This is a genomic window from Amycolatopsis acidiphila (assembly GCF_021391495.1).
Classification (GTDB): Bacteria; Actinomycetota; Actinomycetes; order Mycobacteriales; family Pseudonocardiaceae; genus Amycolatopsis_E; species Amycolatopsis_E acidiphila.
Genome location: NZ_CP090063.1, coordinates 1,755,590 through 1,775,878 on the forward strand (window position 1 = coordinate 1,755,590; position 20,289 = coordinate 1,775,878).

The 20,289-nt window shown below is 65.5% G+C and carries 21 protein-coding genes, 2 tRNA genes and 1 pseudogene; 20 read left to right on the forward strand and 4 right to left on the reverse strand.

The genetic code is table 11. The annotated features are described in order from the left end of the window. Positions 1 to 4: 4 nt before the first annotated feature. Positions 5 to 844 carry a hypothetical protein gene (locus tag LWP59_RS08540; RefSeq protein WP_144638460.1) on the reverse strand — a complete coding sequence of 280 codons (840 nt, stop codon included), beginning with the start codon at positions 842 to 844 and terminating at the stop codon, positions 5 to 7. 117 nt (positions 845 to 961) lie between these two features. Here LWP59_RS08540 and LWP59_RS08545 point away from each other — a divergent pair, with 117 nt between their 5' ends. From LWP59_RS08545 to LWP59_RS08555, 3 genes are all read left to right on the forward strand, one after another. Beyond that, positions 962 to 1,831, forward strand: coding sequence for a TIGR03619 family F420-dependent LLM class oxidoreductase (locus tag LWP59_RS08545; protein WP_144638458.1), 870 nt, complete (start codon positions 962 to 964; stop codon positions 1,829 to 1,831). 2 nt (positions 1,832 to 1,833) lie between these two features. After that, positions 1,834 to 2,277, forward strand: a complete 444-nt coding sequence (locus LWP59_RS08550; protein ID WP_144638456.1) for a nuclear transport factor 2 family protein — start codon at positions 1,834 to 1,836, stop codon at positions 2,275 to 2,277. Between the two features lie 85 nt (positions 2,278 to 2,362). Further along, on the forward strand, positions 2,363 to 2,569 hold the full coding sequence (locus LWP59_RS08555) for a hypothetical protein (protein ID WP_144638454.1): 207 nt from the start codon (positions 2,363 to 2,365) through the stop codon (positions 2,567 to 2,569). Positions 2,570 to 2,580: 11 nt separating this feature from the next. On the opposite strand, the gene LWP59_RS08560 is transcribed toward LWP59_RS08555, so the two are convergent. Beyond that, positions 2,581 to 3,060 (reverse strand): VOC family protein, encoded by a 480-nt coding sequence (locus LWP59_RS08560; protein ID WP_144638452.1) that lies wholly within the window; start codon positions 3,058 to 3,060, stop codon positions 2,581 to 2,583. A 791-nt stretch (positions 3,061 to 3,851) separates the two neighbouring features. Between LWP59_RS08560 and LWP59_RS08565 the strand changes: the two genes are divergently transcribed. The 12 genes from LWP59_RS08565 to LWP59_RS08620 all read left to right on the forward strand — a co-directional run bounded on the left by LWP59_RS08565 (position 3,852) and on the right by LWP59_RS08620 (position 14,725). Further along, a complete protein-coding gene (locus LWP59_RS08565) occupies positions 3,852 to 5,306 on the forward strand; it encodes an AAA family ATPase (RefSeq protein ID WP_144638450.1) in 1,455 nt (484 codons plus the stop codon). Next, positions 5,299 to 6,225: a hypothetical protein gene (locus LWP59_RS08570; RefSeq protein ID WP_144638448.1), complete on the forward strand. Its 927-nt coding sequence runs from the start codon at positions 5,299 to 5,301 to the stop codon at positions 6,223 to 6,225. The genes LWP59_RS08565 and LWP59_RS08570 overlap by 8 nt, the downstream gene beginning before the upstream one ends. Before the next feature lie 82 nt (positions 6,226 to 6,307). Next, the gene (locus tag LWP59_RS08575) at positions 6,308 to 7,546 is read left to right on the forward strand and encodes a helix-turn-helix domain-containing protein (protein ID WP_144638446.1); all 1,239 of its coding nucleotides are present in this window, start codon (positions 6,308 to 6,310) and stop codon (positions 7,544 to 7,546) included. 4 nt (positions 7,547 to 7,550) lie between these two features. Continuing rightward, the gene (locus LWP59_RS08580; RefSeq protein ID WP_144638444.1) at positions 7,551 to 8,111 is read left to right on the forward strand and encodes a flavoprotein; all 561 of its coding nucleotides are present in this window, start codon (positions 7,551 to 7,553) and stop codon (positions 8,109 to 8,111) included. Between the two features lie 115 nt (positions 8,112 to 8,226). Then, complete coding sequence (locus LWP59_RS08585) at positions 8,227 to 8,490, forward strand: hypothetical protein (RefSeq protein WP_144638442.1); 264 nt, start codon at positions 8,227 to 8,229, stop codon at positions 8,488 to 8,490. A 49-nt stretch (positions 8,491 to 8,539) separates the two neighbouring features. Beyond that, a complete protein-coding gene (locus LWP59_RS08590; protein ID WP_144638576.1) occupies positions 8,540 to 8,992 on the forward strand; it encodes a hypothetical protein in 453 nt (150 codons plus the stop codon). A 14-nt stretch (positions 8,993 to 9,006) separates the two neighbouring features. Continuing rightward, positions 9,007 to 9,285, forward strand: coding sequence for a winged helix-turn-helix domain-containing protein (locus LWP59_RS08595; RefSeq protein WP_229857345.1), 279 nt, complete (start codon positions 9,007 to 9,009; stop codon positions 9,283 to 9,285). 519 nt (positions 9,286 to 9,804) lie between these two features. Continuing rightward, positions 9,805 to 11,325: an FtsK/SpoIIIE domain-containing protein gene (locus LWP59_RS08600; protein WP_144638440.1), complete on the forward strand. Its 1,521-nt coding sequence runs from the start codon at positions 9,805 to 9,807 to the stop codon at positions 11,323 to 11,325. Then, complete coding sequence (locus tag LWP59_RS08605; protein WP_144638438.1) at positions 11,322 to 11,735, forward strand: hypothetical protein; 414 nt, start codon at positions 11,322 to 11,324, stop codon at positions 11,733 to 11,735. The genes LWP59_RS08600 and LWP59_RS08605 overlap by 4 nt, the downstream gene beginning before the upstream one ends. Further along, the gene (locus tag LWP59_RS08610) at positions 11,732 to 13,333 is read left to right on the forward strand and encodes a replication initiator (RefSeq protein WP_144638436.1); all 1,602 of its coding nucleotides are present in this window, start codon (positions 11,732 to 11,734) and stop codon (positions 13,331 to 13,333) included. The genes LWP59_RS08605 and LWP59_RS08610 overlap by 4 nt, the downstream gene beginning before the upstream one ends. Positions 13,334 to 13,343: 10 nt before the next feature. Then, positions 13,344 to 13,553: an excisionase family DNA-binding protein gene (locus LWP59_RS08615; protein ID WP_144638434.1), complete on the forward strand. Its 210-nt coding sequence runs from the start codon at positions 13,344 to 13,346 to the stop codon at positions 13,551 to 13,553. A 143-nt stretch (positions 13,554 to 13,696) separates the two neighbouring features. After that, positions 13,697 to 14,725: a tyrosine-type recombinase/integrase gene (locus LWP59_RS08620; RefSeq protein WP_229857311.1), complete on the forward strand. Its 1,029-nt coding sequence runs from the start codon at positions 13,697 to 13,699 to the stop codon at positions 14,723 to 14,725. 88 nt (positions 14,726 to 14,813) lie between these two features. Here LWP59_RS08620 and LWP59_RS08625 read toward each other — a convergent pair. Continuing rightward, positions 14,814 to 14,887 (reverse strand) — tRNA-Gly (locus LWP59_RS08625). 79 nt (positions 14,888 to 14,966) lie between these two features. Here LWP59_RS08625 and LWP59_RS08630 point away from each other — a divergent pair. The 3 genes and pseudogenes from LWP59_RS08630 (at position 14,967) to LWP59_RS08640 (ending at position 16,678) form a co-directional block, all read left to right on the forward strand. Beyond that, a tRNA-Pro gene (locus LWP59_RS08630) sits at positions 14,967 to 15,040 on the forward strand. A 232-nt stretch (positions 15,041 to 15,272) separates the two neighbouring features. Further along, positions 15,273 to 15,489 (forward strand): annotated as a pseudogene (locus LWP59_RS08635) (helix-turn-helix domain-containing protein); the annotation flags it as partial. 343 nt (positions 15,490 to 15,832) lie between these two features. Beyond that, on the forward strand, positions 15,833 to 16,678 hold the full coding sequence (locus LWP59_RS08640; RefSeq protein WP_233459048.1) for a 4-hydroxy-2-oxovalerate aldolase: 846 nt from the start codon (positions 15,833 to 15,835) through the stop codon (positions 16,676 to 16,678). A 16-nt stretch (positions 16,679 to 16,694) separates the two neighbouring features. Here the strand turns inward: LWP59_RS08640 and LWP59_RS08645 are convergent, their stop codons facing one another. Continuing rightward, positions 16,695 to 17,429: a FadR/GntR family transcriptional regulator gene (locus LWP59_RS08645; RefSeq protein ID WP_144638430.1), complete on the reverse strand. Its 735-nt coding sequence runs from the start codon at positions 17,427 to 17,429 to the stop codon at positions 16,695 to 16,697. Positions 17,430 to 18,356: 927 nt separating this feature from the next. On the opposite strand from LWP59_RS08645, the gene LWP59_RS08650 reads away from it, so the two are divergent. After that, a complete protein-coding gene (locus LWP59_RS08650; protein WP_144638428.1) occupies positions 18,357 to 19,436 on the forward strand; it encodes a DODA-type extradiol aromatic ring-opening family dioxygenase in 1,080 nt (359 codons plus the stop codon). After that, positions 19,436 to 20,272: an alpha/beta fold hydrolase gene (locus LWP59_RS08655; protein ID WP_229857309.1), complete on the forward strand. Its 837-nt coding sequence runs from the start codon at positions 19,436 to 19,438 to the stop codon at positions 20,270 to 20,272. The genes LWP59_RS08650 and LWP59_RS08655 overlap by 1 nt, the downstream gene beginning before the upstream one ends. Positions 20,273 to 20,289: the final 17 nt, after the last annotated feature.

The window sequence follows — 20,289 nt, forward strand, 5'->3', positions numbered from 1 at the left end:
CGCGTCAGAAGTCGAAGCCCCCGCCGCCGAAATCGCCACCGCCGAAGTCCCCACCACCGAAGTCCCCACCACCGAAGTCTCCGCCGCCGTAGTCGCCGCCACCGTCGAAGTCGCTACCGGCATCCCCGCCGTCGCCGCCGTCTCCCGCGTCCCCGCCGTCTCCGGCATCCCCGCCGTCGGCCACCGCGTCCTCCTGGCCGGCGTCGTAGCCGGACTCCCACGCGGCGGCGCTGGCGATGCCGCCCATCCCGGAGAACATCGTGCTGAACAGCAGGACCGAGCCCAGGCCCCACGCGCCGGCGACCAGCGCGGGCTTCCACCACGGCTCGCTGTACCAGCCCTGCGGGACCGGCCGTCCGGCGACGCGGCCGCCGGGGTAGTAATAGGGCGTGTTCGAACCCGGGTCCGGCGAGGCCTCGTAGCTCTGGCCCTCGACGTCGACCTTCCGGTGCTCGCTGACCTTCCCGGCACGCTCGCGCTCGGCCTCTTCGGGCAGCTGTGGGCCCGGGTCGATGCCCATCGCCGTGCGCGCCGCGCGGACGTAGTACAGACCTTCGAGCGCCGTCTCCTTCACCAGCTTCGCCTGCTCGACCGTGCGCGCCTGCTCCAGCTGCGAGCCGGCGGCGTTGTAGCGCTCGGACGCGTCGGCCATCGCCTGCTGCGAGGCGGTGTCGGTACCGGTCAGGTTGAGCACCTGGCCGCCGAGCCGCTCGACCAGCCGGCGTGCGTCCGCCTTCGCGTCGTCCAGCTGGTTCTGCCGGTTGCGCGCCTGGTTCTTGGCGAAGTACGACACGCCGGCGATGATGACGAGAAGGAGCACGATCAGGGTGATCGCGGTGCCCATGGTTCACTCCCACGAGTTCGGTGTCTTGAACCGGACAACGCGGACAGTACGCCCCGAGTTCCCGGAGCATCGTCACAGCCCTCGACGAAAACTAGAACACGTTATAGTCTCGCGGATATGAAGTTCAGTCTCTCGGTCGCCATGAACCCGCTCGAGCAGTTCACCGAACTGGCCCGCACGGCCGAGGAGTGCAGCTTCTCCTCGATCGTGCTGCCCGATTCGCTCTTCTACTCCGAGTCGGTCTCGGCGGAGTACCCGTACACGCCGGACGGCAGCCGGTTCTGGAACGCCGAGACCCCGTGGGCGGACCCGCTCGTCGCGGTCGCGTCGATGGGCGCGGTGACGAGCGAGATCGGCTTCTACACCTCGGTCATCAAGCTCGGCTCGCGCAACCCGGTGCTGCTCGCGCGCCAGGTCGGCTCGGTCGCGGTGCTCACGAGCAACCGGTTCGGCCTCGGCCTCGGCGTCGGCTGGTCCCCGGAGGAGTTCGAGTGGTGCGGCGCGCCGTATGCCCAGCGGGGCAAGCGGGTCGACGAAGCCATCGAGGTGCTGCGGCTGATCCTGGACGGCGGGATGGTCGAGTACCACGGCAAGTTCTTCGACTTCGACAAACTGCAGATGAGCCCGGCGCCGTCGAAGCGGGTGCCGTTCTACATCGGCGGGCACACCGAGGTCGCGCTGCGCCGGGCGGCGCGGGTGGCGGACGGCTGGTCCAGCGCGATGATGAAGTTCGACGACCTGCGCGACACCATCGACCGGCTGGCCGCGCTGCGGGCGGAGCACGGGAGGGCGGACGTGCCGTTCGAGATCCAGGCGGTGTGCATCGACCGCTTCGGCGTCGACGGGTACCGCGAGCAGGCGGAGATCGGCGTGACCGACATCGTGACGCAGCCGTGGGTGTTCGACGGTGTCGGCTTCGGTGATCCGATCGGGCCGAAGAAGGATGCCATCAGGAAGTTCGCCGACGAGATCATCGCGAAGGTGTAGCCATGAGCATCGAGGTTTGTTGGGACACGGCTGCGGAGCAGCCGCCCGCGCGGCTGGCGGCGTGGCGCTCCATGAACGCCGTCGTCCGCGGTGCGAAGGACGAGTGGGTCTCGCTGTTCGCGCCGGACGGAGTGGTCGAGGATCCGGTCGGCCCGTCGATGTTCGACCCCGACGGCGCGGGCCATCACGGGCACGACGGCATCAGCGCGTTCTGGGACCTCACGATCGCGAAGGTGGAGCGGTTCGAGTTCGCCATCCGCGACTCGTTCGCGGCGGGCAGCGAGGTCGCGAACTACGGCACCATCACGACGTTCCTGCCGGGTGGGTATCGCGTGGACACCGATGGCGTGTTCGTCTACCGCGTGAACGAAGCCGGCCTGGTGACGTCGATGCGGGCATTCTGGGAGACGGAGCGCGCGATGGCCACGGCGCGCCCGGTGGAGTAAACATCGCGCGCACGTGCGTAAGCGGCGTGTTACCCGCCGGTGTGGCTGGGTTGATCGGGTGCCGGTTTTGCCGATCATGCCGCGCATGCATGGCGACGTGTCCCTCGGCTCGTGCTGGGGGTGGCTTCCCGACAGCGACGCCGCGTCGACCCACTGGGTCCCGCCGGCGCGCGACTACCACCCGCGCACGGGCCTGCGCGCCCGCTGCGGGCGGCGGTGCATCCCGTCCGAGCGGACGCATCACTGGCGAAAGCTGCCTCGCTGCGCGGAATGCGTGGCGACGCTGGACTGATCTGGTGCGGCTCAGCCTTCGGATGCCTTCTCGAGCGCGGCGATGTCGAGTTTCTTCATCGACAACATCGCCTTGGTGGCACGCGCGGCCTTGGCGGAGTCGGCGTCGCTGAGCAACTCGGTCAGCCTGGTCGGGACGACCTGCCAGGACAGGCCGAACTTGTCCTTGAGCCACCCGCACTGGGATTCCTGACCGCCGTCCGCGGTGAGCGTTCCCCAGTAGTAGTCGACTTCTTCCTGGTTCTCGCAGGGGATCTGGAAGGAGATGGCCTCGTCGAACTTGAACTCGGGGCCGCCGTTGATCGCCACGAACTTCTGCCCGTGCAGCTCGAACTCGACGGTGATGACCGCCCCGGCCGGCCCCGGCCCCGCTTCGGTGTACCGCGCTGTCCGCCCCATCTTGGAGTCCTTGAAGACGCTGGTGTAGAAGCGCGCGGCCTCCTCCCCGTTGCCGTCGAACCACAGAGAGGTGATGAACGCCTTGTCGGTCATGGGTCCTCCTCGCGTTTGATGCGGTACGCCAGTGTGGACCTGCGCGGCGAGGGAAACTCATCGGCGCGGTGTTACCCGTGATCAGGATCGCCGCTCGTGTTGTGCTGTTGACCTGCGGTTACGTACTGGAGCGGGCGACGGGAATCGAACCCGCGTAGCCAGTTTGGAAGATTTCAAGATCGGATAGTTTCACGTCGCTGACCTGCTTCTTCCGGTGTCCTGCGTGCCCTGGCTTGACCGCTGTTGACCGCCACCAATGGCACGTATCTGGCACGCAGCCGGGCACCGCCCATACCCCTCCCAACTCCCCGACACGAAGCCAAGAACGCGGCCGGTGGTGCCGGGTCAAGGCACGCTTTCCAGCCTTGACGCGGTGCTACCGGCCGTTGTCACGATCGGCTGGCGGGGCGGTGCCCGGTGACCAACTCGTTACGCCACGTTCGGTAATGCTTCTCTGGCCGACAGCGACATCAATGGACATGAGCGATGTTCGCTTCGCTGCTGGGGATGCTGCCTGCGCCGCGCCGGGCCGTGATGGCTTGGGTACTGGCGCGCCGCCGTCGGCTGCGCTGCCGGGCCCAGCGCCTGAGCGGTGCCACGCGGCTCGGCGGGCGGAGCGGAGCGGCAGCTCGCCGTAAGCCGCGCCTAAGTCTCGCCCGTCGCTGAGGTAACGGGCCACGCGCGCCGCCGACGGCGGCGCGCCTTGATCCCATAGAGGGGAATTCGGCAGTGACACGTCGACCGCAATTTGCAGCAGCGTGGTCCTCTGTCCTGGTAGTAGGCTCTCGGCCATGACAAATCCGCAGAAGAACCGAAAAGCGCGACGACCGACTAGTCGTGCAACCCATTCGCGGCCACTTGCGAACGAGTTGCATTTGATCCGAAAAATCTACGTTGAGCAGTTATTTGGTAAGTATACTTACCACATCGAAGCTCGTGATCCAAAGTCTTCGAATGTCGCCCCACAGTTGATGCTCTTGTATGGGGGCAATGGGTCGGGTAAAACGACCATTCTTAAGATCCTCTGGAACCTATTCTCCCCTTCGCCCCGTAATGATCACCGGTCGAACCTAATAAAGACGCCGTTTCGTCGTGTCGTTGTCACCCTTGGAAATGGCGAAGAGGTGCAAGCGACGAAGACGGAGGGGCTTGTCGGGCCGCTAACTGTTAGTGTTCGACGCGGAGAAGAAGAACTTCTCGAGGTGGAGTACCCGTCGAGGCCTCGTGACGTCCCAATTGAGGTCTATCGTAGGATTCGCAATGAATACGCTCGTCAGGGCGTCGACTTGAATGATATTCCGCCGCGAGAACTTGGCTCATATGTAACCCTTGATGATTCGGGAAATAGTGATCCGTACATAGAGTATCTTGAATCGATGGGATATGTTCCAGTACTCCTTGCGGACGATCGTAAGATGCATTTGGACAGTAGTGAGTCTCGGAGTTCGAAGAATCGATATATTAGATATGGCGACAATGAATCTTTCGAGGAAGAGAAAGAGGAGTCGCAACTTGCGGTGCATGTCGAGACTGCAGTACGTCGCGCTTATAATTGGCTTCGGCAAGCGGTGTTAGCCGCATCGGAGGCGGGATCTGAGAGCGTGGAAGACGTCTACCTGCAGGTCTTGTCGCGGCTATCAAATACCGGAGACTCGGGCTCGAACACCACTCTTGACGAATTACGTAAGCGTATTATTCAGCTTGAAGAGCGAGCTCGACAATTTACCGAGTTTGGTATATTTCCTGGTTTCGATTCCCAGCCGTACTCTAAGTTATTGCGAGGTGTTAACTCGACGCGGGCAGACGCGGTCATCAGCGTTTTGGAGCCTTATGTTAGTTCGCAAGATGCCCGGCTTGATCAGTTGCAACCCCTCCAAGAGATCCTGCGTTCGTTTGTCGTCAGCGTTAATCAGTATCTTGTCGATAAAGAAATACGGTTCACGCTCCAGGGTGGTTTGGTGATCTCTGGGGCTACTGGGCGTTTGCGACCAAACCAGTTGTCATCCGGCGAGCGGCAACTCCTATTGCTGGTTTGTAATGCGCTACTGGCTCGAAATAACACTGGTCTTTTTCTGGTGGATGAGCCAGAATTAAGTCTCAATGCTGGTTGGCAACGCAAGATAGTCGGCACCCTGCTGGATCTTGCTCAGGGCTCGAATGTGCAATTCGTGATGGCGACTCACTCTATCGAAATAATCACACGGCATCGACGTTCTTTAGCGCCACTAGGAGGTGACGATGAGTGATGGAACAAGACGTCAAATTGATGAGATCTTAACCTTGCTTGAGCTCGATTCAACGTACCACGAAATCATCGTCGAGGGTCGTCAAGATGTAGGGATTGTCCTTGTCGCGCTCGCTGAATCTGACGGGCAGGCCGAGGTAAGCGTCTTTGCGGTTGACGATAGGCTCGATGTTCCATCAAGTGAGTTTAGCGGGGTTGTTGGTGAGAGTGTTGGGGCTCGGGGGCGAGTACTGGCGGCGGCCAGGCAAGTCTCCGAAGCTGGGAACTTTGCAAACATCACATTCATAGCTGATGCTGATTTTGGCCATGTAGATGACACCTTGCCTTCCTATGAATGTCTTCTATTTACCGATTATAGCTCCATCGAATTGTATTGTTTCGAAGAGAGAGTTTTGACGAAGTTCTTTCTTGTCGGCCTGCGGGCGACCTTTGAGATTCAATTTGAAGAACTTTCTCGGGCTCTTCTAAATCCGCTCGTCCTGATATTTCTCTGCAGATGGGCATTGATCGACTCGCGGATAGATACGGGCCTCGTTTCGGCGTTAAAAAAGCGATGCTCGCTTCGTGGCGGCGTAGTTGATGTAGACGTAAAGGGTCTGTTGAGAGATGCGGTTCAACGGGATGGCCCTGGCAGGATTCATCAACGAGTAGGAGAGTTGTCGGAAAAGGTTTCAGCCAGGTTCAGCTCCTTGTCAGGCGACTTGCGGCAATATGTTAGAGGGCACGACTTTGTTGAGTTGTTCGTCTACTATTCGAGCGCTCGCTGGCCTGAACTGTTTCGCAACGACCGAGCTGGCTTCCGCAAGGCGGAGATAACTGCGATAGCACTACTTCTTACGCTCGAGAAAGCTGATCTTCTTCGACACGAAATGTTCGTTCGGCTACTCGATCGCGTTGGGCGCAAGGATGAAGCAGCTTGACGAGCGACACTCGGTGTCGCTGAGAAATGTAGTCGGTCCGCGGTTAGGCTTTCCTGCTCGTGTCCCCTGCTAACCTGGGCTTATGCGTGGTGCGGGTGATCAGCTCAGCATCGGGGAGCGTATTGCCTTCTACCGGCGTCGCCGGGGCCTGTCACAAGCTGTCCTAGCGGACCTGGTCGGCCGGTCTGAGGACTGGCTGAGCAAGATCGAGCGCGGTGAGCGCGATATCCGCAGGTTGGACGTGCTGGCGGAGGTCGCGAAGGCTCTGCGGGTGACGCTCGGCGACCTGCTCGGTGAGCCGGTGCTGATGGAGGACGCGGAGCGTAACGACGACGTTCCCGCCGTGCGTGACGCGCTCATGGCCCCCCAGAGGCTCTCGCGCACTCTGTTTGGCTCGTCCATGTCGCCGGAGTACATCGACCCGGCCCCGGTCACGCAGCTTGTCGAAAGCGCCTGGTTGAGCTACCAGAAGGGCGACCTGGGCCGCGTGGTCCAGGCGCTACCAGGGCTGATCAAGACGAGTCAGCAGATGGAGGCGGCTTCGGCGGATGATCCGGCGTATCGGCGGGCGTGTGCGGCTGTGTCGGCTCGGGTGCATCACCTGACGGCGACCACTCTGAGCAAGATCGGTGAGTCCGACCTGTCGTGGATCGCCGCTGAGCGGGCGATGCAAGCCGCGGATGAGGCGGATGACCCGCTGGTCCTAGCCTCGGCGGCGCGCTCGGGCACGCACGCGCTACTGGCTGTCGGGCGGTTTGAAGACGCGCTGGAGCTGGGCGAGGCCGCTGCGAAGTGGCTGGAGCCGAAGATGACCGCTGGTGATCCGGCCGCGCTGAGCCTCTACGGCATGCTCTACCTGCGTACGGCCGTCGCGGCGGCGCGCCACCAGGACCGGGCTACGTCGAACGAGCTACTGGCTCACGCCGCACGGGCTGGTGAGCGGCTTGGGGTGGATGCGAACTACTGGCAGACCGGGTTCGGTCCCTCGAACGTCGAGCTGCACCGCCTCTCTGCCGCCCTGGACCTGGGCGATATCACGCGCGTGATCGAGGACGCTCCGAGCGTCAACGTCGACCACCTGCCCGCCGAACGGCAGGTCACGCATCTGATCGACTTCGCCCGCGCCCTGAGCTTGGTAGCGAAGGATGACGAGGCGCTGCAAGCGCTGCTCACTGCGGAGCAGAAGTCGCCGGGGATCGTGCGGCATTCGCGGGTGGTGCGGGAGGTTGTGCGGTCGATGTACCGGCGCGCCCCGGCCTCGGCGGGCAAGAAGTCGTCGGCGCTGCTGGCGCTGGCTGAGCGCTGTGGCGCGGTGAGGTAGGCGGATGAGTTCGCGTGTGCTGGGCCTGGTCGGCTCGGGTTCTGGTGGTGTGGAAGAGCTGTTGCCTCGGCTGATCCGCCCGGCCCAGGAGCAGGGGTGGACGGTCGCGGTCACCCTCACGCCCACGGCCGGCCGGTGGCTGAGCAAGTCCGGCGCGCTCACTGAGATCGAAGGGGTCACCGGCTACCCCGTGCGCGTCGAGCCTCGCTCTCCCGACGAGAAGAGCCCGCATCCGCAAGTGGACTGCTACTTGGTGGCTCCCGCGTCGGCGAACATGGTCGCCAAGCTCGCGCTCGGCATTGCCGATAACCAGGCGTTGACCCAGGTCAACGAGGCCATCGGCACGCGTGACCTTCCCGTGGTGGTCTTTCCGCGAGTCAACGCGGCGCATGCCCGGCACCCGTCGTGGGAGAGTCACATTGAGGCGTTGCGTCGTGCTGGCGTGCGCCTGGTCTATGGCGATGACGTGTGGCCGCTGCATGAGCCGCGGAGTGCACCGGGCCGGGAACTGCCCTGGTCGGCCGTGCTCGACGCGGTGAACGCGGCCGTTCCCGCTTCGCGCTAGTTCCTCCCTGCACCTACCCGGACAGTTTGTCCGGGTGATCGTCTTGCCTTGGGTGTCTCCTGGGTTATGCCGCGCCCGACCGGACGCGGGAGAGCCAAGACCATCGGGAGAGCACATGGGCATTCACGTGGTGATCCAGCCCTTGGCCGGGTACGGCGCAGAGGTCGTTTCACCGTCCCCGGGCGTTCGGCAACTGGTCGCCGGGGGTGAGGACGCCACTTTCGTCATTCAGGTTCCCGCCCGAATCGGCGCGCTGACGGACACCGCCCGGTTCGCGCGGAGCCTCGCCATTGCCGCCGCCGAGTTCGGCGAATGGTGTGACGCACAGAACCGCACACGTGCATTCCCGCACGGTCACTTCTCGCAAGAAAAAGAATGACAGGTCAACTTCGACCCCCAAAAACAACCGAAACAAAGGATATTTCGACATGGCTATTTCCAGAGGACACCGTTTCCCGATCGAGTTTGATGAGGCGTTTCCGCAGGGTCTGGTGATGGTCGGCGAGGTGTCGCCGGACAACGAGTATCAGTCCCGTGAGGACCGGGCCGCCGGTCGCCCAACTCGTCAGCGAGTGGACGAAACGACGGGTAAGCGGCAGTGGAAGGTGACCGTCACCGACCCGTCGGAGCCGAACGCCAAGCGGGCCTCGTACGAGATCACGTTCTTGGCCGACGTGCAGCCGGTGCCGACGACGACGGAGGTGCTGCCAGGGATGCGGCCGATCGAGCTGGACGGGCTGACGGCTGAGCCGCGTGTGGCGGGCAATGGTGAGTTCAAGTACCAGTCGTTCGTCTTCCGGGCAACGGGGTTCAAGGCCGCTGGTGCGTCCGGTGGGCGGTCGGCGAAGCCTTCCGGTGAGCAGTCGGCCAAGGCCGCGTGAAGGGGCTCACGGTGATGACGCACGAAGCCCGACGGCCGGACATGGCGCCGATGGGGCAGCCGGGTGGAAAGCCGGGCTACGTCTACGAGTGGGTTGCCCAGGACCTCGCCGCCCGTATCGAGTCCGGGGAGTTGGCTCCGCACACGCCGCTGCCGAGTGAGCGCCGGTTGGCGCAGGAATACGGGGTGTCGTTGGGGAGTGCTCGGCATGCGACGCGGCTGCTGCGGTTTCGCGGGCTGGTGGTGACGGTGAAGTCCAAGGGGACCTACGTCGCGGATCGCGCACGCAACTGAGCCGGGCACAGGGGCGGATGCGCAATCACTCGTCCCTGTACCCCAACTAGAGAGGGGAGGTGTTGGCGGTGGCGTCCCGAGCGCGGAGATCCCGGCGGTGGCTGGTGCGTCGGCGGTGCTTGTTGTGCGGACGCCCGCAGCGGCTGATCCGCGACAAGGCCTATGTGTGCCGGGCGTGCACGCTGCGTCCGTACGAAGGCTCTGACAGTTCAATAGTCCATTTGAGACGTACGCGGGTCGTGCGGCGATGAAGCACGTCCTCGTGCAGGAAACCCGAAAAGTTAAGGCGCAGAAGCGGATCCCTGGCTACCAACCTGTTCCCGCTCCTGCGCTGTCTACCCGTTGGAGCAGACAAGTGGCAACGATAGACAACGACAACCAACGCGTGTCAACCGGCCGCACCCGGCAGCGGTGCACCGCATGCCAGAAGTTCACTCGACTGGCCCCGGGCGACACCGAATGCGCTGCCTGCGCCGGTCGCCTCCCTCTGCCGATCCCGGCCAAGGGCGGTGACGCCCGATGAGCGCACACATGCTCGGTGTGATGTTCCTGGGCTCGGTCGCCCTGGCGGTGGTGGTCTGGGTGCTGCACAAGCTCGGCCGCGCCCTCGCTGCGATCGCGGAAGCCCTCGCCGCCGCAGCCGTGGTGTTCCTGGCCCTGTGGTGGCTCCTCAAGGGGTTGGGCTGGGTGGTGAAGGAGATCGTCACGCATCCCCGGACGAGCCTGTCCGTACTCGCGCTGGCGGCCTGGTGCTACTGGGTCGGCTGGCAATCCCTCGCGCTCACGATCGCGACAGTCACGGTCGCCCTGGTGGCGTGGCGGCGGTGTCATCTGGTGTCGTTCGACCAGTGGGCCGGGGTGGCGCTGCGGTCGTGGTGGCAGCGCTGGATGGTCTACGTGCCGAAGCTGCCCGGCTGGCTGCATGCCTGTGGGTTGAGCGTCAAGGACGACACCATCCCGATCGATGTGACGGTGAGCCTGGTCGGGCGGAAGAAGATCGTCCGCGACCGGCGCAACCCCAGCGTGCGCATCCCCCGAGTCCGGGGGGTGAAGTCGGGACCGTCGTGGGACGAGGTGCGGGTGGCGCTGGTCCCGGGCCAGAAGCCGGAGGACTTCGACGAGGCCGCTCGCGCTCTCGCTTCGGCGCGGAAGGTACAGCGGTGCCAGGTGCGGGAGATCGCGCCCAACGTGGTCTCGATCGACTTTCAGCGCCGCGACCTCCTGGCGGCTCCGGTGCCGGTCCCGGCACTGGGCGACTCGATCGACGTGCGGCGGGTATGGGCCGGACGCACCGAGTACGGGCAGGACTGGCAGATCCCGTTGTACGGCTCTGGCAGCCACACCTTGACCGCTGGTGCCTCCGGCGCGGGCAAGAACTCCGTGATGTGGTGTCCGCTGACCTCTATCGCCCCGGCCATCCGGGACGGGCTCGTGCGGGTATCGGGCATCGATCCGAAGGGGATGGAGCTGGCCTACGGGCGGGGGATCTTCCACCGCTACGCGGTGACCGCGAAGGACGCGCTGGCGGTGCTGGATGACCTGGTGGCCGCGATGGATGCCCGCAAGGCCGAGTTCGCCGGCCGGGTGCGCATGGTGCCGATCAGCCAGGACAACCCGCTGGAACTGCTCGAGTTCGACGAGATCGGCGCACTCACCCGCTACACCGATCGCAAGACGCGGGACTTGATCGTGGAGAAGGTCGCGCTACTCACGACTCAGGGCCGGGCGCTCGGGTTCACCGTGCGCGGCTACGTCCAAGAGCCCACCAAGGAGACAGTGCCGGTGCGGGAGCTGTTCCCCCGCCGCATCTGCCTGCGGGTCACGGCGAAGTCGCATGTCGGGATGGTGCTCGGCGATCAGGCGTACGAGCGGGGTGCGTGGGCGAACCGCATCGAGGAGTCCGCGGCTGGTGTCGGCTACGTCTGGGGCGAGGGCCTGCGTGAACCCCTGCGCGTGCGGGCCGGGTGGGTACCGGACGAGACCGTGAAGGCACTCGAAGCGTTCGTCACAGGCTCCGACGTGATGGGGGCGGCGGCATGAACGGCCGTACGGAGCTGGAGCGGCTCTTGGGTGCGCTGTGGGGACATTGGGGTGATCACCGGCTGCCCGAGCCGTGGTCGGTCACCTGCGAGCTGTACCGCTCAGAGGTGCAGGTGCACGTCAGGCCCGGCTCACCGGTCGCGCGGTTGGCGGACATGTTGGCGTGGGCGTACTCGTTCGACGAGACCACAGCGCGGTGGCGGCACACCGACACCAGGTCCTTGCACATCACCGTGCACGGGCGGTCGCTGGCCGGGGTGTGCTTCCGGATCTATGGCGGCATCGACTTCGCCGACGCTGGCGGCTTGGTGCCCCTCGCCCCAGGCGACAGCGAAGTTGCCTCGGTGGAGGACCTGCACATCCTCCGCGACCTACTCCGGCAACACCATGCGGGCGAGGTGAGGCCATGACGACCCGCGCGGAACGGATGCGGCTGCCGCTGTCGACCGAGGTCATGAAGGCCACCGCCGAGAAGTACGGCGTGTGCGTGCGGCCGTTCACCATGGAGGTTGGCGACCCCGACACCGGCGAACTGCGCTACGTCGCCGTCCCGTGCGGTTCGACGGTCGAGAGCGTCTGTGGTCCGTGCGCGAAGAAGGCCAAGGCGCTGCGGATGGTCCAGTGCCGCGAAGGCTGGCACCTCACTGAGGAACCGGACTTCACCTCGGCCCCGCCGAGTGAGGATCAGAAGGAGCTGGTGGCCTTCCGCGCTGACCTCGTGGCGCGGTATCGGGAGGCGGTCGAGCAGGGCGAGGAGGGCCAGGCGGACGAGCTGCGCGACGAAATCCGGGGAGTCGACGAAGAACTTCGGCAACTCGGCATGCGCGGTCGCCTGCCCTCGCCCGATCTGCCGGGGAAGAAGCCTGCCAAGCGGTCGACGAAGCGGCGGCAGGACGCACCCAACCTGCCTCGGCGGAAGGTCGCGAAGACCACCGTGGGGCGGGAGTACGCGGGCAAGTTTCGGCCGTCCATGTTCGTCACGCTCACCTGCGACACCTACGGCCGGGTCCGGGACGACGGAACACCGGTCGACACGGCGACCTACGACTACCGCCGTGCGGCTCGGGATGCGGTGCACTTCTCGTCGCTGGTGGATCGGTGGTGGCAGAACCTCCGCCGTGTCGTCGGCTGGGACGTGCAGTACTTCGCCACCGTGGAGCCCCAGAAGCGGACGGCGCCACATCTGCACACCGCGTTGCGGGGCTCCATCCCGCACGAGGTCATCCGACAGGTCACCGAAGCCACCTACCACCAAGTGTGGTGGCCGCCGCATGACGAGCTGGTCTACGGCGGGGAGCACATGCCGGTGTGGGACATGCGGGCGAAGTCCTTTGTAGACCCGAGTACGCGGGAACCGTTGCGGCAGTGGGAGGACGCGATAGAGGACGTGGAGGAACCGGCGCACGTGGTGACCTTCGGGCGGCAGGTGCACTCGAAGGGGATTCTCGGCGGCACGGACGAGGCCGGGCGGCACATTGGCTATCTGACCAAGTACCTCACCAAGTCCACCGGTGAGGTTGTCGAGGCGTCGACAAATCGGCAGCGGGACCACCACGACCGGCTGCACGCCGAACTGTCGATCACACCATGTAGCCCGAGGTGTGCGGTGTGGCTGCTGTATGGCGTGCAGCCGCTTGGGGCGACGGCGAGGACGACTCCGGGGCACTGCAAGGGCCGGGCGCATCGGCGAACCACCCTCGGCCTGCCCGGGCGGCGGGTGCTCGTGTCCCGTAAGTGGTCGGGGAAGTCCTTGGCGGATCACAAGTCTGACCGCAAGGCGTTCGTCCGGGACATGCTTGCGGCCGTCGGGATCGAGAAGCCGGAGGTCGACACCTCGCGGCTGATCTGGCGCAAGGTCGACCCCGGCGATCGGGACGCGCCACCACGGGCTCACCTGCTGATGCGGGCCATCGCGGAGCGGATTACCTGGAAGGCCGAGTACGACAGAGCGTTGCTCGCGGCCGGTCCGCCTGGCGGTGGTCCAGAAACTTCGGCAATCGCGGCTTGAGGGGGATTAGTTGGAAGCGAAATACCTGAATGTGCAGGAAGCGGCCGAGTACCTGAACACCTCGGTCCGCTTCATTCGTCGGCTCATCGCGGAACGGCGAGTGGCCTTCCACAAGGTCGGTTCGCATGTCCGGCTGGGTGTCGAGGACCTGGAGGCGTTCGTGCAGGCCGGGCGGGTCGAGCCGATCACTCGTCGGAACTACCTGGGGAGGGCTGCCTGATGGCGAACAAGAAGGGGCGTCGGCGGTTCGGCGCGGTACGCAAGCTGCCGTCCGGTCGGTGGCAGGCGCGGTACGTCGGACCGGACGGGTTGAGTCATCCTGCACCGCACACGTTCCCGGGTAAGCGGGACGCGGAGCAGTGGTTGTCGGTCGTCGAGGGGGAGATCCTGAGCGGCGATTGGCTGAATCCGGAGTTGAGCCGGGTGTTGTTGGGCGACTACGGGCGTGCCTGGCTGAAGGAACGGAAAGTCTCGCAACGGACGAGAGAGGAGCACACGAGCGTCTGGCGGAACCATGTCGAGCCGTTTCTCGGCAGGTATCAGGTAAACGAGATCGGACCGGAGCTCATCCGGCGGTGGCGGGCTGAGCTGCTGGAGAAGGGGCGTTCGGAGGACCGCACGGCCAAGGCATACCGGCTCGCCCGATCGATGTTCGCGACGGCAGTGGACGACGGGCGGATCAAGCGCAACCCTTGCCGGATCAAAGGGGCCGATCAGCACCGGACGCCGGAGCGACCGCACGCGTCCATCGACGAGGTGTACCGGCTGGCTGATGTGATGCCGCCTCGGTATCGCTTCCTCGTGCTCCTGGCGGCGTTCTCCGGGCTTCGGTGGGGTGAGCTGGTGGCATTGCAGGCGCGAGACGTTGACCGGGAGACGATGTTGGTCCGGGTCTCACGGAAGATCGCCCAGATGAAGGACGGCGAGCTGGTTGTCGGGCCAACCAAGTCGGCGGCCGGCGTGCGGACGGTGGCGCTGCCCCGGTTCCTGGACGAGGACTTGGCGGCGCACCTGCCCGAGTTCGCGGAGCCGGGACGGGAAGGGCTGCTGTTCACGGGCAAGCGCGGCGGCATCCTGCGGCGGGGCAACTTCCACCGGGAGACGGACTGGGCCAGGACGGTGGTCAAGGCAGGGTTGCCCAAGGGCTTCCACTTTCATGACCTGCGCCACACGGGCAACCAGATGGCGGCGGAGGCGGGGGCGACCACGCGCGAGCTGATGCAGCGGATGGGCCAGAGCACGGTCCGGGCAGCGTTGATCTACCAGCACGCCACGAGTGCCCGTGACCGGCAGATCGCGGACGAGTTGAACGCTCGGGTGGAGCGGTACCGGTCGAGCAAGCGGGGTGACCCCGACGACGGATCGGCCGCCTCTATGGTGCCGATTGGCTAGTGGCACGGGAATGGCACAAACGAGACGAGCGACGGCCCCAAGACCGGGATCGCCGCTCGTTTTGTGCCGCTGACCTGCGGTGATGTACTGGAGCGGGCGACGGGAATCGAACCCGCGTAGCCAGTTTGGAAGACTGGGGCTCTACCATTGAGCTACGCCCGCATGCGCCTCGGTCACCCGGGGTGCGCGACCAGTTTAGCGGGTCAGGCTAGAGTGATCGCAGCGCCCCGCCGGGGGCGATCGGGATGTGGCGCAGCTTGGTAGCGCATCCGCTTTGGGAGCGGAGGGTCGCAGGTTCAAATCCTGTCATCCCGACAACAGGCCTTTGACCTGCATTTTGCCCCTTCTTGGACCGTCCGATGCGGTTCTGGAGCTAGCGCGGCGCTCAGAGACACTCGGCTTGGAGAGTTTTTGTATGCCGATCCAACGCTTCAGCCAGCTCTTGACCCGTTCCAGGCACTGATCGACGTGTGCTGTTCGAGGACGTTGCTGATGGGCTGACACGGCGCGGATGATCTTGATATGGGTGAGGACCTCTGGGTTCGGGGTGGGGCACCCACAACGCTCACCGAATGTCCGGAGGTCCTCGACGGTCCACCGTAACGCGCCGTTGACTCCGACCGGCAGGCTTCGCCTGCCCGCTGTGTCGTGGAGGAGGGCTGGGCGCTGCGGCGAGCGGCGGAACGGTTCCAGGTCTCGCACACGACCGCGGCCAGCTGGGCTGGGCGGTACCGGGCGATGGTCCGGCCGGGATGGCCGACCGCGATCACGTCACGACGGAACTCCTTCGGGTAAGGCTTGAGCACGATACCGATCCTTCCAGCGAGGAACTCATCCTCGCCGATCAGGAGTCAACCGAACCCTGGCCAGCTCCCGAGGGCACCCCAGAAGGGTAGGGCCTGATGGCCGAGCGGCCCGCGCTCTACGTGCAGGATGCGACACTGCGGGACGGTATGCACGCCGTTCGACACCGGCTCATGCGGACCAGGTCGGTGCGGTCGCGTCGGCAGTGGGCAAGGCCCGCGTTGACGCGATCGAGGTCGCCCACGGCGACGGCCTCGCCGGGTCCAGCCTGACCTACGGGCCCGGCAGCAACACAGACTGGGAGTGGATCTCCGCGGCCGCCGAGGTCGTCGAGAACGCGAGGCTCACGGCGCTGCTGCTGCCGGGGATCGGCACATCGAGGAGCTGGCGAAGGCCCACGACCTCGGCGTCGTGTCGGTCCGAGTGGCCACTCACGCCACCGAGGCCGACATCGCGATCCAGCACATCGGCAAGGCCCGCGAGTTCGGCATGGACGCGTCCGGGTTCCTGGTGACGTCGCACATGGCTCCCGCGGCCGAGTTGACCGAGCGGGCCAAGATCATGGAGGACGCCGGCGCCCACTGCGTCTACGTCACCGACTCCGGCGGCAGGCTCACGATGCGGGACGTCCGGGACCGGGTCCACGCCTACCGTCACGTCCTGGAGCCGACCAACCAAATCGGCATCCACCCGCATGAGAACCTGTCCCTGTCGGTGGCCAACTCCGCCGTCGCGGTCGAGGAGGGCGTGACCCGGGTCGACGCCTCGCTGGCCGGGCACGGTGCCGGTGCCGGCAACTGCCCCATCGAGGCTTTCGTCGCCGTCGCGGACATCTACGGATGGAAGCACGGCTGTGATCTGTTCGCCCTGCAGGAGCGGCCGACGACATCGTGCGACCGCTGCAAGACCGACCGGTGGGGGTGGACCGCGAAACCCTCACGCTCGGCTTCGCGGGCGTCTATTCCAGTTTCCTGCGCCAACCATGGCCTCGACACTCGCGAGATCCTCGTCGAGGTCGGACGCCGCGGCATGGTCGGTGGCCAGGAGGACATGATCACAGACATCGCCCTCGACCTGGCGAGGAAAAAGGTCGCGAGCCGCAGGATCGAGCCTCTCGCGCCCCACGCGATGGGCCCAAGAGAGTCCTGACCGGGCGAGTTGCTCCTCAGGCCTCGTGCGGCGGTTCGGCCTGGCCCGGCGAGCGTGACCCGTCCGTCGCCCGGATGAGGTCCTGATGGTGTAGGGCCATGGCCTTCTTGAGATTCTCACGGTTACCGCCGCGGATCGCCGCGACTATCTCGGCGTGTACGGCGATGTTGTGGGCGTACATCTCGTCGTGACCCGGAAGCAGCTCGGCGCGCGTCAGGCTCCCGGTGATGATCGCTGCCAACGCCTCGTACATACCCGCGAGCACGGGGATGCGTGAGGCACGGGCGATGGCCAGGTGCAGCCGCAGGTTGGCCTCGAGGTAGGCGCGAGGCTCGGAGGCGTTCCGCATCTCCTCCAGCGCCCACTCCATGTCGCGGACATCCTTCGGGCCTGCTCTGTCCACGGCCACCGAGGTCAGCGTCGTCTCGAGATGAGCGCGGGCCTCGAAGAGCTCCAACGGATCGGTGCCGGCGCCGGAGAACCAGAGGTCCAGTGCCCCGAGCCGGACCTGAGGGGGCACGTTCGCGACGAAGATGCCGCCACCGGGTCCGGGTCGCACCACGACGAGGTCACGGTCACGCAGGATGCGGAGAGCCTCGTTACAGACCGTCGGGCTGATGCCGAACCGGTCCATCAAGTCGGTTCGACGGCCCAGTGACGTGCCGACCGGGGTTCGTGCAGCGAGCAGCTCGTTCTCGACTTGGGCAGCGACCTGCTGGGCGCGAGAGAGGTTCGACCGGGCCTCAGGCATGGGGGCCGCCCTTCATCGCCGTGCTCGACGCCCAGATCACCGCGAACTCGTTGCCGGCGCTCTGAACAGTCGTGCTCCTCGAACATCATCGGATTTCTGGTATCAGGCCATTATCATACCTGCAGGTTGCGGCTGATTGAGTGGACGGTAGCAGCTTGCACTGTTGGACCTGGGAATCCCGCGCCAAGCAAGCCGTGGTTTCCGTGCAAACTGTCTGCAGGATTCCTGGGCGAGGCAGATGGCTCCGCAAGTCGCCCTGCGCAGCCGCGAACCGAGGACCACACAGACTTCGCTGAGCAGGAGCGGGAATCTCCGCCACCACGGGCCCTGGGGTGGCGGGCACCAATGTCTCTCCCGATACCGGCCTTCCGATGACGAGGAAGTGAGGGGCGAGAGCCGCGTCAGCGATGGGTATGTCGTGAGACGCCGACCCCGGAAGGCCGGCGGCCTCGTCCGTCGCTCCGGCAGGCGAGTCGATCTCATGAACGGCGCGTCGCACGGAGACTCGGTTGGTGCGCGGGGAGGTTCGCGGATGCACTGGTGTGGTGTCCGCTCGGGCGACCGCGTCGCGATGGGCAGTACCTGCCACGACCGGGACTTTCACGTGCGGGAATTCGGCGTGACGTCGGCGCGCTCACGGCGTGGCTCACCGCGAGTAGCCACGGCGCTTACGAGCACGACTCCGGGGACTGGTCCGAACACTCGTGCGCGGATCGGCCGATGCGCACAAATCCTGCACCCATGATCTGACCCGCTCGCGCCCTACGTGCCGTGTGGGCATTGCAGGTGTTACACCGATGATCGTTCTTCCTTCGGGCCGTCAGGCCCACAGCTCGTCGCGATCGAAGAGCAACCACTTGACTTCATGTATGCAAGTTTTCTAACCTTGTATCGCGACGGTGCATGCGGTTGGCCACAGGAGCAGGCATGGGAGTTTTCCTCGGGTTGGGTATGACCCACTACCCGTTACTCGCCGGCACGGACGAGCACATGGCTGGTCTGCTGAGGTGGACGCTCGCGGATCCGGACATCCCCGAGCATCTGAAGGACCCGCAGGCCTGGCCGCAGGCGATGCGCGAGGAGTGGGGGGACGACAAAGGGGTCCGTGCGGCCTCGGCTCATCGAGCCGAACTCGTGGCGCACTTGGCGCGTTGCCGCAAGGAACTCGACGAGTTCGCACCGGACCTCGTGGTGGTGTGGGGCGACGATCAGTACGAGAACTTCCGCGAGGAGGTCGTCCCACCCTTCTGCGTCCTCGCCTACGACGACCTGGAGGTGTCGGCCTTCGAGGTCATGAACGAGCGGGGCAGCCCGAACGCCTGGGGTCTGCCCGACGACTTCACGGTCACCCTCCACGGAGACGCGACCGCCGCCCGCGCTCTCGCGACCTCGCTGATCGAGGACGGGGTGGACATGGCCTACTCGTACCGCAAGCGGGCGGGCGCGCACTTCCCCCACGCGATCCTGAACACCCAGCTGTTCCTCGACTACGAGAATGCCGGGGCCAAGCTCCAGTACCCGATCATCCCGATCACGGTGAACTGCTACGGGCAGCACGCCATCGCTCGCCAGGGCGGCCTCGCGAGGTTCGCCGAGATCGTGGACGAGCAGCTCGACCCCGTCGGGCCGAGCCCCAGGCGCTGCATGCAGGTCGGCGCCGCCATCGCGCGGAGCTTCAAGCTGTCCGACAAGCGGGTCGCCTTCGTTGCGTCGTCGAGTTGGTCGCATGCGTTCCTGTGCGACCGCCTTTGGCACCTCCGCCCGGACACCGATGCCGACCGGCGTCTGTACGAAGCCCTGGTCGACGGCGACATCGAGACCTGGCGCAACGTCACGAGCGCCGAGATCGTCGACGCCGGTCAGCACGAGATGCTGAACTGGTTCTGCCTCCTCGGCGCGATGGCGGAACTCGACCTGCCGATGTCGTGGTCCGACTTCGTGGTGACCGACATCTTCAATTCCAACAAGTGCTTCGCGGCCTTCAAGGTCGCAGAACAGGATGCGTGATGACAGCCATGGCCGACATCTGTGAGGCCCGCCGGGTCGCCGTGCCCGGTCTCACCGCCGAGCCGATCGACACCCACTACCTCGAGGCCGGCACCGGTGAGCCCGTTGTCCTCCTGCACGGATCCGGTCCGGGCGTCTCGGCCTGGGCCAACTGGCAGCACACGATCCCTGGCCTGGCCAAGCAGTTCCGCGTGCTGGCACCGGACACCGTCGGGTACGGGGCCACCTCAAGGCCCGAGGACATCGTCTACTCCCTGTCGACATGGACCGACCACATCGTCGGCTTCCTCGACGCGATCGGGCTTGAGCGGGTCTCGCTCGTCGGGAACTCGCTCGGTGGTCGGATGGCGCTGGACATGGCCGAGCGCTATCCGGACCGGGTCCGTCGGATGGTCCTGATGGGCTCTCCGGGTGTCGGGATGACGCCCACGGAGGGGCTGAAGGCGCTGCGCGGGTACACCCCGTCGTCGGCGAACATGCGGTCGCTACTGCTCGACTACTTCGCGGTGGACAAGTCGATCATCACCGACGACCTGGTCCGCATCCGGTACGAGGCCAGTGTTGAGACCTTCGAGGCCTACCAGGCGATGTTCACCGATCCGCGGCACCGCGGCAGCGAGCTCGGCATCACCGAGGAACAGGCCCGTGCCATCGATGTCCCAGCGTTGCTCGTCCACGGACGCGAGGACAAGGTGGTCCCCGTCGAGGTGTCCTGGACGATGGTGCGTCTCCTGCAGAATGCCGACCTGCATGTGTTCGCCCGGTGCGGGCACTGGACCCAGATCGAGCGAGCCGACGAATTCGTCGAGGTCGTCTCGTCCTTCCTCGGGGAGTGAGCGGGACGGCACCGTCC